Source organism: Streptomyces avidinii, from assembly GCF_014650695.1.
GTDB lineage: Bacteria > Actinomycetota > Actinomycetes > Streptomycetales > Streptomycetaceae > Streptomyces > Streptomyces avidinii.
In genome coordinates this window covers 90,647-107,518 of sequence record NZ_BMVL01000021.1, presented here as the reverse complement: position 1 = coordinate 107,518, position 16,872 = coordinate 90,647, and the positions used below count along the sequence as shown (strand labels likewise).

The 16,872-nt window shown below is 70.3% G+C and carries 9 protein-coding genes and 1 pseudogene; 8 read left to right on the top strand and 2 right to left on the bottom strand.

The window, feature by feature from the left end; genetic code table 11:
* The first annotated feature begins 10 nt into the window (after positions 1-10).
* From IE257_RS35530 to IE257_RS39565, 7 genes and pseudogenes are all read left to right on the top strand, one after another.
* Positions 11-5,179 (top strand): non-ribosomal peptide synthetase, encoded by a 5,169-nt coding sequence (locus tag IE257_RS35530; RefSeq protein WP_308433300.1) that lies wholly within the window; start codon positions 11-13, stop codon positions 5,177-5,179.
* Positions 5,180-5,658: 479 nt separating this feature from the next.
* Complete coding sequence (locus IE257_RS35525) at positions 5,659-6,519, top strand: ABC transporter ATP-binding protein (RefSeq protein ID WP_189973971.1); 861 nt, start codon at positions 5,659-5,661, stop codon at positions 6,517-6,519.
* A 264-nt stretch (positions 6,520-6,783) separates the two neighbouring features.
* On the top strand, positions 6,784-7,272 hold the full coding sequence (locus IE257_RS35520; RefSeq protein ID WP_189973970.1) for a YbaK/EbsC family protein: 489 nt from the start codon (positions 6,784-6,786) through the stop codon (positions 7,270-7,272).
* Between the two features lie 391 nt (positions 7,273-7,663).
* Positions 7,664-9,247, top strand: coding sequence for an MBL fold metallo-hydrolase (locus IE257_RS35515; RefSeq protein WP_189973969.1), 1,584 nt, complete (start codon positions 7,664-7,666; stop codon positions 9,245-9,247).
* 161 nt (positions 9,248-9,408) lie between these two features.
* Positions 9,409-10,428, top strand: a complete 1,020-nt coding sequence (gene hppD, locus IE257_RS35510) for a 4-hydroxyphenylpyruvate dioxygenase (protein ID WP_189973968.1) — start codon at positions 9,409-9,411, stop codon at positions 10,426-10,428.
* Positions 10,428-11,414, top strand: a pseudogene (locus IE257_RS39570) (alpha-hydroxy acid oxidase); the annotation flags it as partial. The gene hppD and the pseudogene IE257_RS39570, both read left to right, overlap by 1 nt.
* A gap of 6 nt (positions 11,415-11,420) precedes the next feature.
* Positions 11,421-12,863: an aminotransferase-like domain-containing protein gene (locus tag IE257_RS39565; RefSeq protein WP_229920857.1), complete on the top strand. Its 1,443-nt coding sequence runs from the start codon at positions 11,421-11,423 to the stop codon at positions 12,861-12,863.
* A gap of 81 nt (positions 12,864-12,944) precedes the next feature.
* Here IE257_RS39565 and sbnB read toward each other — a convergent pair whose 3' ends face one another.
* Both sbnB and sbnA read right to left on the bottom strand, forming a co-directional pair.
* A complete protein-coding gene (sbnB, locus tag IE257_RS35500; protein WP_189973966.1) occupies positions 12,945-13,970 on the bottom strand; it encodes a 2,3-diaminopropionate biosynthesis protein SbnB in 1,026 nt (341 codons plus the stop codon).
* Complete coding sequence (gene sbnA, locus IE257_RS35495; protein WP_189973965.1) at positions 13,967-14,950, bottom strand: 2,3-diaminopropionate biosynthesis protein SbnA; 984 nt, start codon at positions 14,948-14,950, stop codon at positions 13,967-13,969. The genes sbnB and sbnA overlap by 4 nt, the downstream gene beginning before the upstream one ends.
* A 273-nt stretch (positions 14,951-15,223) precedes the next feature.
* Here sbnA and IE257_RS35490 point away from each other — a divergent pair, with 273 nt between their 5' ends.
* The gene (locus IE257_RS35490) at positions 15,224-16,696 is read left to right on the top strand and encodes an amino acid adenylation domain-containing protein (RefSeq protein WP_189973964.1); all 1,473 of its coding nucleotides are present in this window, start codon (positions 15,224-15,226) and stop codon (positions 16,694-16,696) included.
* Positions 16,697-16,872 lie beyond the last annotated feature (176 nt).

Here is a 16,872-nt window from a genome sequence, read left to right as displayed (position 1 = left end):
CCGGTATGCGCTGCTTCAGGCGCAGGCGACGGACCTGGGGAACACGGTGGTGTTCGCGAGTCTGACCACGGGTGGTGAGTTGCACGTCCTGGAGGAGGGTGCGGTTACCGATCCGGTGGCGGTGTCCTCGTATCTGGTCGAGCACGGGATCGATTTCCTGAAGGCGGTTCCCTCGCACCTGGCGGCGCTGGCTTCGGTCACCGGCGTGGAGGGTGTCCTGCCGGGGCGTTCGCTGGTTCTGGGTGGTGAGGCGGCTGCTCCGGCGTTGGTGCGGGAGCTGGTCGAGCACGGCGGTGACGGGGTGGTGTTCAACCACTACGGGCCGACCGAGACCACGATCGGTGTGGCGACGACCCGACTGGAGGTTTCCGACGCGGATGCCGGGCTGGTGCCGGTGGGTGCTCCGGTGGCGAACACCCGGTTCTACGTGTTGGATGCTTCGCTGCGGCCGGTTCCTGTGGGTGTTGTGGGTGAGTTGTATGTGGCGGGTGTTCAGCTGGCGCGGGGTTATGTCAAGCGGACCGCGCTGACGGCCGAGCGGTTCGTCGCGAACCCGTTCGAGCCCGGCCTGCGGATGTATCGGACGGGTGACCGGGCCTGCTGGACCGAGGACGGCCGAGTGGTCTTCCAGGGCCGCGCCGACGACCAGGTCAAGATCCGCGGCTACCGCGTCGAACTGGGCGAGGTGCAGGCCGGTATCGCCGCGCACCCGCTGGTGGCGCAGGCAGCGGTGGTGGCCCGCGAGGACGTGCCCGGCGATGTACGCCTGATCGCGTACGTGGTGCCGATGGACGAGGACGGCGACCTCGACGGACTCCCGTCCGCGGTCCGCGAGTTCACCGCTCGGCGGCTGCCCGAACACATGGTGCCCGCGGCCGTGGTCGTCCTGGACGCGCTGCCCCTCACCGGCAACGGCAAGCTCGACCGCAAGGCCCTGCCCGCACCGGACTACGCGGGAACCTCGGCCAGCACCGGCCGCCGGCCGTCGACGCTCCAGGAAGAGCTGCTCTGCCTGGCCTTCGCCGATGTCCTCGGCCTGCAGAGCGTCGGCGTGGACGACGACTTCTTCACCCTGGGCGGGCACTCGCTGATGGCCGTGCGCCTGGTCAGCCGGATCCGCACCCTGCTCGGCATCGAGACCGACATCCGTACGCTCTTCGAGGAGCCGACCGTCGCCGGACTTGCCACGCGCCTCGTGGGAGCCAAGGCCGCCCGGGCAGCTCTCGTGCGGGGCACCCGGCCCGAGCGCCTTCCGCTCTCCTACGGACAGCGCCGCCTGTGGATCATCAACCAGATGGAGGGGCCGAGCAGCACCTACAACATCCCCGTCAGCTCGCCGATGCGGGGCGAGGTGGACACCGAGCTCCTGAACGCCGCGTTCCGTGACGTCATCGGGCGCCACGAGTCGCTGCGCACCGTGTACCGGGTCGCCGACGGCGAGCCCTACCAGCTGATCCTCGACCTCGAGGAGCTGGACTGGACGCTGCACGTGATCGACGTGGAGCAGGAGGACCTGGCCGGCACGGTGGCCGAGGCCGAGCGGTACGCGTTCGACCTGTCCGCCGCCGAGATCCCGTTGAGGGCGTCGCTGATCCGGGTCGGCCCGGAGGAGAGCGTGCTCGCGGTCGTGGTGCACCACATCACCGCCGACGGTTGGTCGTGGGGGCCGATGGTCAACGACCTGAAGACCGCCTACATGGCACGTGCCGAGGGTCGAGCGCCCGACTGGGCGCCGCTGCCGGTCCAGTACGCGGACTACGCGCTCTGGCAGCGCGAGGTGCTCGGCGACTCCGCCGACCCGGACAGCGTGCTGGCCGAGCAGGTCGCCTTCTGGCGGGAAGAACTGGCCGGTATCCCGGAGGAACTCGAGCTGCCGAGCGACCGTTCGCGTCCGGCGGTGGCCAGTTACCGGGGCCACCAGACGAGCCTGGAGACCTCTGCGGACGTGCACGCGCGGCTCGCCGAGATGGCGCGGGCCGAGGGCGTCACCATGTTCATGGTCATGCACGGTGCCCTGGCCGTGCTCCTGAACCGCCTGGGAGCGGGCACCGACATTCCGATCGGGTCGGCTGCCGCGGGCCGTACGGACGAGGCGATGCACCACTTGATCGGCTACTTCGTCAACACCTTCGTGGTGCGTACCGACCTCTCGGACGACCCGACCTTCCGCGAGGTGCTCGCGCGGGTCAGGGAAGCCGCGCTGGGGTCCCTGTCCCACACGGACGTGCCGTTCGAGAAACTGGTCGAGGAGCTGTCACCGGCCCGCTCGATGGCCCGTCACCCGCTCTTCCAGGTGATGTTCCTGCTGGAGAACGCCGTGGGGACGAAGCCGGACGGGCCCTCATCCTGGACCACCGGCGACTCCTTCGAAGAGTCCGTCGACGGCGGCGTGCTGGTCACCCGCTCCTCGTCCGTCAAGGTCGACCTGGACTTCAACATGGTCGAGGTGCACGACACGGACGGCACGCCGGCCGGTCTGCACGGAGGGCTCACGGCGTCGGCCGACCTGTTCGACGTCGAGTCCAGCGTGCGCATGGCCGAACGGTGGGTCCGGTTGCTGGCCTCGCTGGCCGCGAACCCCGACGTTCGGCTCAGCGAGGTGGACGTGCTCGGCGCGCACGAGCGACGCCGTGTCCTCACCGAATGGAACGAAACCGGCGCCCCGGTGCAGGACGCGACGGTCGTCGAGCTGTTCGAGGCGCAGGCCGCCCGGACACCGGACGCGATCGCGCTGGTGCAGGGGGACGTCGAACTCGGCTACGCCGAGCTGGATGCGCGGGTGAGCCGGCTGGCGCGGTTGCTGCGTGGGCGTGGTGTCGGGCCGGAGTCGGTCGTGGGTGTGGTGATGGACCGTGGGGTCGATCTGGTGGTTGCGCTGTTGGCGGTGATGAAGGCGGGCGGGGCGTATCTGCCGGTGGACCCGGAGTATCCGGCGGAGCGGATCGCTTATGTTCTCGCCGATGCGGGTGTCCCGCTGGTCCTGTCGCACACGGCGGTTGCGGAGGTCGTGCCGGCGGGTGTGCCGGTGGTTGTGGTCGATGATCCGTCGGTGGTGGCGGAGCTGGCGGTTCTGTCGGACGTGGCGGACGTGCCGGTGTGTGGGGGTGTGGAGCTGGAGTCGCGCAATGCGGCGTATGTGATTTATACGTCGGGTTCGACGGGTCGTCCCAAGGGTGTGGTGGTCCCGCACGGTGCGTTGGTGAACCATTTGTTCGCTGCTGGTGAGCGGGTGGGTGTCGCGGCCGGGGATCGGCTGGTGGCGGTGACCACGGTGTCGTTCGACATCGCCGCGTTGGAGTTGTTCCTGCCGTTGGTGTCGGGTGCGTCGGTCGTGTTGGCGTCGCGTGAGGAGGTGCGGGATCCGTCCGCGCTGACGCGGCTGGTCCTCACATCGGGCGCGAGCGTGCTCCAGGCGGTGCCGTCGTTGTGGCGGGCGCTGCTGGAGGAGGAGGGCTGGCCGGCCGGGGTGCGGGCGCTGGTGGGTGGTGAGGCGCTGCCGCGTGAGTTGGCGCAGCGGTTCACGGACCTGGGTGTGCGGGCGGTGAACCTGTACGGTCCGACCGAGGCGACGGTGTGGGCCACGTCGGCGGAGGTCGCTTCGGATGTGGTGTCGGTGGGTCGGCCGTTCGCCAATACGCGGGCGTATGTGCTGGATCGTTCGATGCGTCCGGCTCCGGTCGGTGTGACGGGCGAACTGTATTTGGCGGGGGCTCAGTTGGCCCGTGGCTATGTGGGTCGTTCGGGTCTGACGGCGGAGCGGTTCGTCGCGTCGCCGTATGCGTTCGGGGAGCGGCTGTATCGGACCGGGGACCTGGCTCGTTGGCGTGCGGACGGTGAGCTGGAGTGCCTGGGCCGTGCGGACGACCAGGTGAAGGTGCGCGGCTTCCGTATCGAACTGGGGGAGATCGAGGCGGTGGTCGCCGGACATCCCTCGGTCGGCCAGGCCGTGGCCCTCGTGCGCGAGGACGTCCCCGGCGACCAGCGGCTCGTGGCCTACGTGGTGCCCAACCGCGCACTGGCGCCGGAAGAGCTGGACGGGTTCGCCCAGGCGGTCGGGGGAGTGGCCCAGGACCGGCTGCCCGCGTACATGGTGCCGTCCGCGATCGTGGTGATCGAGCAGTTCCCGCTGACCCCGAACGGCAAGCTGGACCGTAAGGCCCTGCCGGTGCCGGAGGCCGCGGTGCGCGAGGAGGCGCACCACTCGGTGAACTCCTTCGAGGCGAACATCGGTGCGGCTTTCGCTGAGGTCCTCGGCCTGGAGAGCGTGGGCGTCGACGACGACTTCTTCGCTCTAGGCGGCCACTCGCTGCTGGCGGTCCGCCTCGTCGAGGCGCTGCGGGAACGTGGCGTGGCGATGGCGGTGCGCGACCTGTTCGCGGCACCGACCGTGGGCCGGCTGATGAAGAGGATGAGCCTGTCCTCGGTGCAGGACGCGCTGGATGTACTGCTGCCGATCCGCGAGCAGGGCGAACGTCCGCCGTTCTTCTGCTTCCACCCGGCGGGCGGCGTGAGCTGGTGCTACATGCCGCTGGTCCGGTACGTGCCGGAGGACGTGCCGCTCTACGGCCTGCAGGCCCGGGGCCTGGACGGCACCTCCGAACTCGCCGGTTCCATAGCGGAGATGGCCGCCGACTACATCACCCAGATGCGGTCGGTGCAGCCGAGCGGTCCTTACCACCTGCTGGGCTGGTCGTACGGCGGCGTACTCGCCCACGAGATCGCCGTCCAGCTGCAGGCCGCCGGTGAGGAGGTCGGGGCGCTGGTGCTGCTCGACCAGTACCCGTGGGACAGCGAGGAAGAGGCCGCCATGGCGGCGCGGGAGAAGGAGCTCGACCCGGAGGACGAGATCGACCAACTGGTCGACGCCGTCCGGCTGGAGGCGGGCGGCGCACTGGGTGCGGTCACCGACGAGGAGTACCGGACCTTCGCCAGGGTGCTGCACAACGGCCGCCGGATCCGGCGCACCCACACGCACGGACGGTTCGACGGCGACGCCCTGCTGGTCGTGGCCAAGAACGGCCGCGAGGAAGAGGGTCCGACCGCCGACCGGTGGGCGGAGCACGTGACCGGCGTGGTGTCGGAAGCGGGCGTGCCCTGCACCCACTACGACCTCGCGAAGCCCGAGCACCTCGGGCTGGTCTGGGCCGAGGTGTCCGCCTGGCTGGGCTGGGAGGGCTGATACGCGAAGGCCGTGCGGGGTGCGGGGTCAGGTCGCGGACGACCGGACCCCGCACCCCGCACCCCGCGGGGCGTCGGAGGTCGGGCCCGAGGCGCGTCGGATAGGGTGCTCAGACATTCCGCACGTCAATTCGTGCGGGCCGTCAATTCCCTTTCGGCCGCCCGGACCGAAATTTTCTCTGCCGCGCCGATACATTGCCCATCGGTGCCCTTGAAATTCTGTCCGTGGACAGTGCAGAAGTGCCCGTCACCCTTACAGCGGGAGTCCTTTGTCCGAAAAGATCGGACAGGGGAGTCCGATCGCTCGCCGGAGGATGCCGGGTGAGCAATGCCGACGGCCCTCGGCCGCGGCGAGAAGAATCAGATCCGCTCGCGGACTGCACCGTCCCCGCGGGTGAGACCCCGCGGGGACGGTGTGCGTCCGCGATCGCCACCCCGGCCCGCGGAGACGCGGGTCCGGTCCACTCCACGATGGTGATGATGATCGAGATCAGGGAACTGACGAAGCGCTACGGGAACGTCACGGCTGTCGACGGACTCAGCTTCACGGTGGGGGCCGGGCGCGTCACCGGTCTCCTCGGCCCGAGCGGCGCGGGCAAGAGCACCACGCTGCGACTTCTGCTGGGACTGAGCGCCCCGACCTCCGGCAGTGCCTCGATCGGCGGCCGGGAGTTCCGGGACCGCCCGCCCGGCGCGCGGGAGGTCGGCGTACTGCTGGGCACCAGCGGGGTCTACTGCCCCCACGGGGGGAACACCGCGCGGGAGTACCTGACCGGGGTGGCTCGGCGCCACGGCATCCCGCTCGGCCGGCTGGACGACGTACTGGACATCGCCGGGCTGACCTCGGCGGAACACCGCCGGGTCGCCACCTTCTCGCTCGGGATGCGGCAACGGCTCGGCATCGCCTGCGCGCTGCTCGCCGATCCGCCCGTCCTGGTGCTCGACGAGCCACTGAACGGACTGGACCAGCGCGGTCTGCGCTGGGCCCGTACCCTGTTCCACCGGCTGGCCGCCGAGGGCCGCACGGTGCTCGTCTCCGGCCAGCTGCCCATGGAACTCGCCGACATGGCGGACGAACTGGTCATCATCGCTCGGGGCGAACTGGTCGCGGGGCAACGCGCGGCGCGCCTCGCCGTCCGCGGCCGGAGGTTACCCGTGTCGGTCCGGACCCCTGATGTCGCCGTACTCAGCTCCCTGTTGGCCGACGAGGGCGCGGCGGTGGAGCTGAACGAGGACCAGTCGCTGACGGTGACGGGCCTGAGCGCCCGGCGCATCGGCGACGTCGCCTTCCTGAACGTCGTGCCGCTGCACGAACTCGCCCCGGAGATCCCGGAGCGCTGAGGCCCCGCCCCTCCGCACCGCGGTCGCGGAGGGGCGAGCGAACGTTGCGGCGCGCGGCCGTCACACCTGCCATGGGTGACGGCTTGTCAAGGGTCCGCACGCCCCACGAGGTGCGTGCGGCGCCTCCCCGGCCTGCGGTCGGATCCCGCTGGGTGAGCGTCACGACCGTCGGACTTCCCCGACGGCGCCCATCTGCCTACGGAGGAATGGTGTCCCACCGCCCCCACTGCCCCGCATCCGCCGCGCGTCCCCCGGAGGCCCGGGATGCCTGAGGACCGCGACGCCTTCCAGCACCTGATCGACCTCCTCGCGTCAGGTGACGCGTCGTACCGGACCATCCCGCACGAACCGGAGGGCCGCACCGAGGAAGCCAGCGAGCTGCGCAGGCACCCGCTGGAGCAGGCCGCCAAGTCCATCGTGATCCGGGTGGCGACCGGCAAGCGCTCGCGTCGCTACGTGCTCGCCGTGGTCCCCGGCGACCGCCGGGTCGATCTGCCCGCCCTGGCCCTGCGCTACGGCGGCCGGGAGGCCTCCTTCGCCACCCAGGAGGTCGCCGAGCGGCTCGCGGGCAGCGTCAGCGGGTCCATCACCCCGTTCGCCTTCTCCACCGAGCTGGACCTGCTCGTCGACGAGGGCCTGCTGGTCCACGACGAGATCTATTTCAACGCGGGCCGACTGGACCTGTCCGTCGCCCTGTCCGTCGCGGACTACCAGCGGCTCGCCCGGCCGGCCGTCGCGGCCATAGCGGTCTGACCCGTCCGCCGGCAAGCGGCAAGGCTCCGGCCGAAGTCCGTTCAACCGGCGCCCCGACGCAGTTGCACAGCAGGCGGCCGGTGTTCCGCGGTATACGCGGTGCGCCGTGCCGCCCGGCCGCGCGGCGCGGCTGTTCAATGACCGTCGCCAGCCGTCGAGTATTGATTCACCGTACGGCCTCAGGTCATTCTGATTCAGGAGAGCGCTCTGCGTGCGGTGAGCTTTGTGCGGCGGAGCGGACGCAGCTTCTTCGGCTCCCTGGCTTCAGGTTCCAGCTGATTCTCTCTGGCCGTTGTTCCCATCGCCGTCCGGCCCGGCGCACCGAATTCCGGTAGCAATAGCCGGTCGGTTGGTCAATTTATTTTGCTTTCTGCTGGAGAGAGGGACGCAGATGTCCGACGAGCTGTTGTATCTGAAGTCGAAGGTCATCATCGAGCCGCTGGTGGACAGGTTCTTCGCCTGGCCGTACACCGTGGCGCCGGTACAGGCCGCCATGAACCTCGCGTTCCTGCAGCTGCCGCTGCTCGAGTCGTACCTGCAGTCCCCGCAGGTACACGTCGCGGCCAGCAACAACCCCGAGCTGCGCGGCGGCTACTTCATCAACATTCCGGAGGAGCGCGCCGACGAGGTCCGCGAGCTGGTCGAGTCGATCAAGAAGGAGCGGGCTCCCATGCTCCGCTTCGCCGAGGCGATCGCGGCCGGCCAGGAGATCCTCCGGGCGAACGCCACCGGCTTCGACCTCACCCCGCTCTACCCCAAGATGCCCGCCGAGCTCGGCGGACTGATCGAGCTCGCGTACGACACCGACAACCAGGCGCAGATGCGCTTCATGGAGCCGGTCGTCTACAAGAGCGAGGTCTACGACCAGGGCCGCCAGTCGGTGCAGCTCTCCTTCGAGACCGGCATCGAGCGCCCGTTCATCCTCAGCACCCCGCGCCTCCCCTCGCCGGACGTGCTCGAGCTGGACATCCCGTTCAACCACCCCGGTCTCACCGAGCTGTTCAAGGCCCGGGTGCAGGGCACCACCCTCGCCCACCTGAGCGAGGCGCTGGAGCTCGACGAGGCCCAGACCGCCCACCTGGCCACCATGCTCAGCGACACCCCGAGCGGTGCCGCGGACCGTCACATCGAGGCCGGCGGCCGCATCCGCTACTTCGGCCACGCCTGCCTGGTGCTCCAGACGCCCGAGGCCGCCATCGTCACCGACCCGTTCATCAGCGCCGACAGCACCGCGGGCGACCGCTACACCCTGGACGACCTGCCGGACTACATCGACCTGGTGCTCATCACCCACGGTCACCAGGACCACATCGTCCTGGAGACGCTTCTCCAGCTGCGCGGCCGCCTCGGCGCGATCGTCGTTCCGCGCTCCTCGCGCGGCAACCTCGCCGACCCGTCGATGGCGCACATGCTCCGCAACCAGGGCTTCAACGTCATCGAGGTCGACGACTTCGACGAGGTCGAGTTCCCCGGCGGCAAGATCACGGCCACGCCGTTCCTCGGTGAGCACTGCGACCTGGACATCCGCGCCAAGTCGACCTACTGGGCCGAACTGGCCGGCAAGAAGGTCTTCATCGGCGCCGACTCCTCGGGCATCGAGCCCGCGCTCTACCGCTACATCAAGTCGCACCTGGGCACCGCCGACATCGCCTTCCTCGGCATGGAGTGCGACGGCGCACCGCTCACCTGGCTCTACCAGGCGCTGCTGACCATCCCGGTCACCAAGAAGATGAGCAACTCGCGCAAGCTCTCCGGCTCCAACGCGGAGCAGGCCGCCGCCATCATGACGGAGCTCGGCGCCACCGAGGCGTACGTCTACGCCATGGGTGAAGAGGACTGGCTGGGCCACGTCATGGCCACGACCTACACCGAGGACACCTACCAGATCAAGCAGATCGAGGAGTTCCTCACCTGGTGCAAGGACCGCGACATCACCGCGGGCCACCTCTTCAAGCAGCAGGAATGGGTCTGGTAGTCAGCCGGCGTCGGTAGGGGCCGTCGGGCGGGACACCCGCGATGCGTCATCTGCGGAGCCCCGGGGGTCCCGCCCGCCCCCGCCCCGGTGCCTGGCTCAGCAAAGCCACGTCACCCACGAAACACCACCGGCCGTCGGCCGTTCAGGAGGTAGCTAGCACCATGGCTGTGCAGGACATCTCGTATGTCGAATTGTTCGCATCCGACAAAGTCGCCGCCGTCGACTACTTCGTCTCGGCCCTCGGCTTCACCAGAGTCGCGGACTCGGTGGAGGTGGACCGCAGTTCCATCCTGCTGCAGCAGGGAGACGTCCGCCTGGTCGTCACCTCGGGCCGCGGCATCTGGAAGTTCCTCGACAGCCATGGTGACGGCATCGCCGACATCGCCATGACCTGCGACGACCCGGCGGCGGCCGAAGCGAAGGCGGTCGCGGCGGGCGCCGTGCCGCTCGCCTCACCCCGCGGCAACGTCGTGGTCGCGGGCTTCGGCAGCGTCACCCACACCCTGCTGCCCGCACCCGCCCGGCCCGGCGGCCCGCTCGCCGACGGCCGTCGCTGGACCCCGAGCCCTGAGATCACCTCCACCGAGCCCTCCCGCATCCGGCTGCTGGACCACATCGCGGTCTGCCTCGCGGGCGGCACCCTCGAGGAGTACGCCGACTTCTACCGCGATGCCTTCGGCTTCTCCCGCTACTCCTCGGAGTACGTGGCCGTCGGCGGCCAGGCGATGGACTCCATCGTGGTGCGCAGCGCATCCGGCCGGGTCACCTTCACCCTCGTCGCGCCCGACCCGGGCAAGGAACCCGGCCAGCTCGACGCTTTCCTGGAGCGCAACGGCGGCCCGGGAGCGCAGCACCTCGCCTTCCTCGTCGACGACATCATCCCCTCGGTCGGCGAGGCCCGGGACCGGGGCGTGGAGTTCCTCAACACCCCGGACACCTACTACGACATGCTCGCCGAGCGGTTCGAAGGGATGGCGGAGCAGATAGCCGAGCTGCGCAAGGCGCAGGTACTGGCCGACCGCGACGAGTGGGGCCACCTGCTGCAGCTGTTCACCCGCTCGCCGTACGAGCGCAACACGCTCTTCTTCGAGCTCATCCAGCGCCAGGGCTCGCGCGGATTCGGCAGCGCCAACATCCGGGCCCTGTACGAGGCCGTCGAGCGTGACCGGCTGTCCTCCTGATGGGTGCCGCCGGCCCGCTGACGTCCGCCGATTACGAGGCCCTGGCGCGGCGCCGACTCGAACCCGCCGTATGGGACTTCATCGCGGGCGGCGCGGGTGACGAACGTACGCTCGCGGCCAACCCGGCCGTGTTCGACCAGGTGCGACTGCGCCCCAGGGTGCTGACCGGCATGGGCGCTCCCGCCACCGGAACCGAGATCCTCGGACGGACCTGGCCGGTGCCGCTCGGCGTGGCGCCGATGGCCTACCACACCCTGGCCCACCCGGACGGCGAGGTCGCCACCGCCCGAGGTGCGGGACGTGCCGGTGCCCTCGTCGTCAGCTCCTTCGCGAGCCGCACCTTCGCGGACATCGCGGCGGCCGCCTCCGGGCCGCTCTGGCTCCAGGTGTACTGCTTCCGTGACCGCGACACGACGCGCGGGCTCGTCGAGCACGCCGAGCGGGCTGGTTTCGAGGCGCTGGTGCTCACCGTGGACGCTCCGCACCTCGGCCGCAGGCTGCGCGACCTGCGCAACGACTTCCGGCTGCCCACCGGTGTCGTCCCGGCCAACCTGGTCGGCGGGGGCTTCTCCTCGCCCAGCGGTCACGCCCGCACCGAGTTCGACCCGTCCCTCGACTGGTCGGTCGTCGACTGGCTGCGGTCCATCAGCTCCCTGCCCGTACTGGTCAAGGGCATCCTCACCGCCTCCGACGCGCGCAGCGCGCTCGCCGCCGGGGTCGACGGGATCCTGGTGTCCAACCACGGCGGGCGGCAGCTGGACCGGGCCCCGGCGACCCTGGAGGTGCTCCCCGAGATCGCGCACGCCGTCGCGGGCGCCGTACCGCTGCTCCTCGACGGCGGGGTGCGCCGCGGTACCGACGTCCTCGCCGCCCTGGCACTCGGAGCCGACGCGGTGCTCCTCGGGCGGCCGGTCCTGCACGGCCTGGCCGTGAGCGGTGAACACGGCGTGCAGCACGTCCTGGGGCTGGTCGCCGAGGAACTTGCCGATGCCATGACACTCACCGGCACCGCCGCGCTCGCCGACGCGGGCCCGGACCTGCTGCGGCTTCCGGGGCTGCCGGACACGCCGCCGGCGACACCGCGGCGGCCCACCCGTACCCGGCGCCCCGGAGGCGGCGGGGACGAGCGGCCGACGGGCGACCTGCGACGGGACGATCTGCACGGCAGTGTCAGCGACCCGGTGCTCGACACGATGAACTTCCTCAACGAGATCACTCACCGCTACCCGGGGGCGATCTCCTTCGCGCCGGGCCGCCCCTACGCCGGCTTCTTCGAGACCGAGCAGATCTTCACCCACCTGCGCCGCTACCTGGACCATCTGGCGGAGGGCGGGGCCTCGCCCGACGAGATCCGCTCGGCCCTCTTCCAGTACGGGCCGACGGCCGGCCAGATCCGTGAGTTGATCGCCGACAGCCTGCGGGCGGACGAGGGCACGGACGTGCCCGCGGAGTCCGTCGTGGTGACCGTCGGCGCCCAGGAGGCGATGCTCCTGGCGGTGCGGGCGCTCATCGCCGGTCCCGAGGACGTGCTGCTGGTCTCCAGCCCCTGCTACGTGGGCATCACGGGAGCGGCCCGGCTGTTCGACATCGTGCCGACGGCGGTCGAGGAGACGGCCGGAGGATTCCGCTGCGCCGACCTGGAGGCGGCGATCCTCGCCGAGCGGGCCCGGGGGCGCCGCCCCCGGGCGTTCTACGTGGTCCCGGACCACTCCAACCCGTCCGGGACGACGATGCCGCTGGAGCAGCGCAAGGAGCTGCTCGACCTGGCGGCCCGCCACGGCATCCTGATCCTTGAGGACAGCCCGTACCGGGCCGTGAGCCCCGGCAGGCAACTGCCGACGCTGAAGTCGCTGGACCGCGGGCGTCACGTCGTCCATCTGGGATCGCTCTCCAAGACCCTCTTCCCGGGAGCCCGGGTGGGGTACGTGGTCGCGGACCAGGTCGTCGTCGGCGCCGACGGATCCACCGGACTGCTCGCGGACGAACTCACCAGGATCAAGTCCATGGTGACGGTGAACACCTCCCCGCTCAGCCAGGCGGTGGTGGCGGGCATGCTGCTCGCCGCGGGCGGGCGAACCTCGGAGTTCAACGCGGGCACGGCCGCGTACTACGGGGACGCCATGCGGGCCACCCTCCGGGAACTCGACCGGTGCTTCCCGCCGAAGGAGCGCGAAGCCCTCGGCATCCGCTGGAACGAGCCGAGCGGGGGCTTCTTCCTGGCCGTCGACGTGCCGTTCGTCGCGGACAACGCGGCGCTCGAGGCCTGCGCGGAGGAGTACGGGGTCATCTGGACGCCCATGTCGTACTTCTACCCGCAGGGTGGCGGCGAGCGCAGTCTGCGGCTCTCCGTCAGTTATCTGACGCATTCCAGTATCGCCGAGGGCGTGGAGCGGCTGGCCGACTTCATCAGGTCCCGGGCAGACGGCCGGCCCTGACGGCGGCCGTGCTCGCCAGCACACGACGAAGGGCCCGCCGGACAGGCGGGCCCTTCGCGGTGTCCGGGGGCCGTACCGGGTTCAGCCGTAGCGCTTCATCTCGTGGAAGAAGTCGGGGACGGTCAGCAGCGCTCCGGCCGCGTCCACCTCGTCGTAGACGTACTTGGCCACGGCCAGGTCGAGCACTCCCAGGCCGAACGGGGAGAACACGACGGGCCGGTCGGCCGGGGGAGTGGTGCGGCCCTCCAGCAGGTCGTAGAGGGTGCCGTCGACGAAGTCCCGGTTGCCGGTCCGCTGCTCCGCGAGGTGGGGGGAGGTGTTGGCCTTCAGGCAGTGGTCGACGTCGTCGACGAGGTTGTAGGAGGACAGGATGATCTCGGGGGAGAGGTCGCGCAGCGAGACGTGCAGGACCAGCGGGTTGTGGGAGAACAGTTCCGGGTCGAGGATGTGCGGCTCGCCCGCCACCGTGGCCAGCACGATCAGGTCCGATCCGGCGATGAGCGACTCGGCGCTCTCATGGATCGTCACCCGGCCCTCCCCGGAGCGGGTCAGGTATCCCTCGAAGCCCTCCGCGTGTCCCCGGTCCAGGTCGAAGACACCCACCTCGTCGAAGGACAGGCCGTTGGCGACGAGGTAGGTGTGCAGGTAGCGGGCGATCAGCCCGACGCCGATGAAGCCGACGCGGCGCGGCGTCACACCGCGCCGGTCGGCGAGCGTCACCGCCGCCAGGGCCGCGGAGGCCGCGGTCCGCGAGGCGCTGATGACGGAACTCTCCAGGCAGGCCAGCGGGTAGCCGGTCGTGGTGTCGTTGAGGACGACCACGGCGGAGGCCCGCGGGATACCGGCGGCGACGTTTTCGGGGAACGAGGAGATCCACTTGATGCCGTGCACGTCCACGTCGCCGCCGACCGACGCGGGCAGCGCGATGATCCGGGAGGAAGGCCGCTCGGGGAAGCGGAGGAAGTAGGAATCCGGGTTCACCGTCAGGCCCTCGCCGTGCAGGCGGTACGCCTGCTCGACCATCGCGGTCACCTGCTTCTCGTGGCCGGTCAGGACGTCGGCGACCTGCGCGCCGGAGATGACGGAGAACGAAGGGGGCTGGGTCATGGATAGGGGCTCCAGTCGGTGTCGGTGAACAGGTCGGCCTGGCCGAAGTGCGTGCGCAGCCAGGTCTCGTCGTAGACAGAGGTGAGGTAGCGCTCGCCCAGGTCGGGGGAGATCGCGACCGCGACCGGGTCCTCCCCCGGGTACTTCTCGCCCAGCCAGCGGGTGGCGCCGCTGACCACGGTCCCGGTCGACCCGCCGAGGACGAACCCCCGGGCGGCAAGGCTGTGGCAGGCGCGGATGGTGTCGGTCTCCAGGACGTGCACGACGTCGTCGACCCACGCCTCGTCGAGCAGGGCCGGGCGGGTGCTGGTTCCCAGGCCCGGAACCACCCGGCGCTCCGGGACGCCACCGAAGGTGACCGAGCCGACGGCGTCGACGGCCACGATCGTGACGGGCCTGCGGCGCTCCTTGAAGTAGCGCGCGCACCCCATCAGGGTGCCCGTGGTACCCGCGCCGACGAACAGCACCTCCAGGTCCGGGAAGCTGCGCTCGATCTCCGGCGCCGTCTGCTCGTAGTGGGCACGCCAGTTGTTCGGGTTGGCGTACTGGTTGAGCCACACGTAGCGGTCGTCGGAGGCGCACAGGTCGCGGACGTACTGGATCCGGCTGTGGAGGTATCCGAGGTTGGCATCCTGCTTCGAGATCACCCGGACGTCCGCGCCCAGTGAGCGCATCAGCCGCACGGTGGTGGGGTTGCAGCGGGGATCGGTGACGCACACGAAGCGGTAGCCCCGGTCGGCCGCGATGATGGCCAGCGCGACGCCCAGGTTGCCCGAGGACGACTCCACCAGGACCGAGCCCGGGCGGATGAGGCCTTCGAGCTCCGCGGCGTCGAGCATTTCAGCGGCGGCCTTCAACTTGATGGACCCCGCGAAGTTGAACCCCTCGCACTTCAGGTACAGCGGAGTGCCGTTCAGCCTGCGTAAATCTATGTAGAGGTCCTCGACATTGAATTCATGAGGGGAGCTGATGATGGGCACAGTGCCGGACACCCTCTGCAGGACGGGTAGGGGATATGGAAGTGGTTGAAATCGGAGCGGCAGTCGGCGTCGAGAGGTAATTCGGGAACCTCGATCGGCCATCAACTGCCGTTGTCCACTGCTATTTTGCAGTGTCTTCCATCGGGCGATGAAAGCAATACTTGATCGCCCTAGCATGGATTACCGTACTGGAGGGAAAGTTGGCCTGCAAGATCCGGCTATTCCCTGAACAGTCAATAACGGCTATTGGTGCCGATCTCAAGGAGCGGATTCATGACCATCGTGGATGGCCTGCTCGGTCCGACCGAGCTCCCGGAACTGGCGATCTCCCCGGGTGAAATCCGGCACGCCCGCGCGCTGGCGGTGACCCGCGACCATCCGGTCGACCTCACGGACGCCGTGATCACCAGGGTCGAACGCTTCGCCCTGGACGGTGACCGCCCGGCGGTCAGGGATGCCCACCGTCGGCTCGGATACGCCGAACTGGCCGTGGAGGCACGACGTCTGGCCACCTTGATGGAGCGGGAGGGCGTCACCCCCGGCACGGTCGTCGCGGTCGGAGGTGAACGCGGCAGCACGGTCGTCGCCGCCTTCCTGGCCACCGAACTTCTGGGGGCGCTCTACCTTCCCGCGGACGGCAACTGGCCGGCCCGGCGGGTGGCCGATGTCATCGGCCAGGCCGGCGCCGTGATGCTGCTCGACACCGACCGGGAGGCGGTCTCCGCCTCTCTCGCCGAGGGGGCGCGGGAGGCCGGCGTACGGGTCGTGCGCGCTGCCGACGCGGCCTCGTGCGAACCGTGCCGGGGACCGGCCCGGCTGGAGTCCCCGGACCAGCCTCGGTACGTGCTGTTCACCTCCGGATCCACCGGCAGGCCCAAGGGCGCGGTCGTGGAGCACCAGGGCATGCTCAACCACCTCTTCGCCAAGGTCGTCGACCTCGGACTCACCGAGCGCGACGTCGTCGCGCAGACCGCCCCTCTCGGCTTCGACATCTCGATCTGGCAGATGCTCTGCCCGCTGGTCGTCGGCGGCGAGGTCGCCGTGGTCGACGACGCCACGGCCCATGACTCGGTGGCCTTCGCGCGGCTCATCGGTGAACAGGGCGTCTCCGTCGTCGAACTGGTGCCGACGATGGTGCGGCTGCTGCTGGACGACCTGGCGGCCGCCCCCGCGGCGGGCCGTCTGGAAGGCCTGCGGTGGATGCTGGCCACCGGCGAAGAGCTGCCGACCGAGGTGGCCCGGCGCTGGCTCCAGGAGATGCCCCAGGCCGGGCTGGTGAACGCCTACGGGCCGACGGAGTGCTCCGACGATGTCACCCACCACACGGTGCTCCCCGCAGACCTCGGCCTGCTGCGCCTGCCCATCGGCACCCCGGTCGTGAACTGCCAGTTGTACGTCCTGCGTCGCGAGGACGACGGCTGGCACGCCTGCGCGCCGGGCGAGACCGGGGAACTGTTCGTCGGCGGGGTCTGCGTGGGGCGCGGCTACGTCCACGACCACGACCGGACCCGGGACGCCTTCTTCCGTGACCCGTTCGCCGACACGCCCACCGGGCGGCTCTACCGGACCGGTGACGCGGTCACGGTCCTCCCGCAGGGGGCCCTGCAGTACCTCGGCCGCGTGGACCGGCAGGTGAAGATCGCCGGGGTCCGGATGGAGCTCGGTGAGATCGAAGCGGTCCTGCAGCGTCACCCGGCCGTCGGGGCGGCGGCCGTGGTGGTGCACGACTTCGCCCGGCGGCGTTAGGCCGTCTGTTTCGGATCCTGCCGGGCGCCGCGGGTCCGGCAGGATCCGGAAGAGACGGCCCGGGTGGCGCGTGCCCGTCCGCTGTTCAACTGGCGCGCCTGCTCAGTTGGCAGGGCTGCCCCGGGCGGCATGCACCCCGACCCGGGGCGCGGCGCCACACCCGGGCACGACGAAGC

Coding starts and splice junctions, on each gene's coding strand:
- IE257_RS35525 (WP_189973971.1), top strand. CDS start 5,659: ATGATCGAGATCAGGGAACTGACGAAGCGCTACGGGAACGTCACGGCT.
- IE257_RS35520 (WP_189973970.1), top strand. CDS start 6,784: ATGCCTGAGGACCGCGACGCCTTCCAGCACCTGATCGACCTCCTCGCG.
- IE257_RS35515 (WP_189973969.1), top strand. CDS start 7,664: ATGTCCGACGAGCTGTTGTATCTGAAGTCGAAGGTCATCATCGAGCCG.
- hppD (WP_189973968.1), top strand. CDS start 9,409: ATGGCTGTGCAGGACATCTCGTATGTCGAATTGTTCGCATCCGACAAA.
- IE257_RS39565 (WP_229920857.1), top strand. CDS start 11,421: ATGACACTCACCGGCACCGCCGCGCTCGCCGACGCGGGCCCGGACCTG.
- sbnB (WP_189973966.1), bottom strand. CDS start 13,970: ATGACCCAGCCCCCTTCGTTCTCCGTCATCTCCGGCGCGCAGGTCGCC.
- IE257_RS35490 (WP_189973964.1), top strand. CDS start 15,224: ATGACCATCGTGGATGGCCTGCTCGGTCCGACCGAGCTCCCGGAACTG.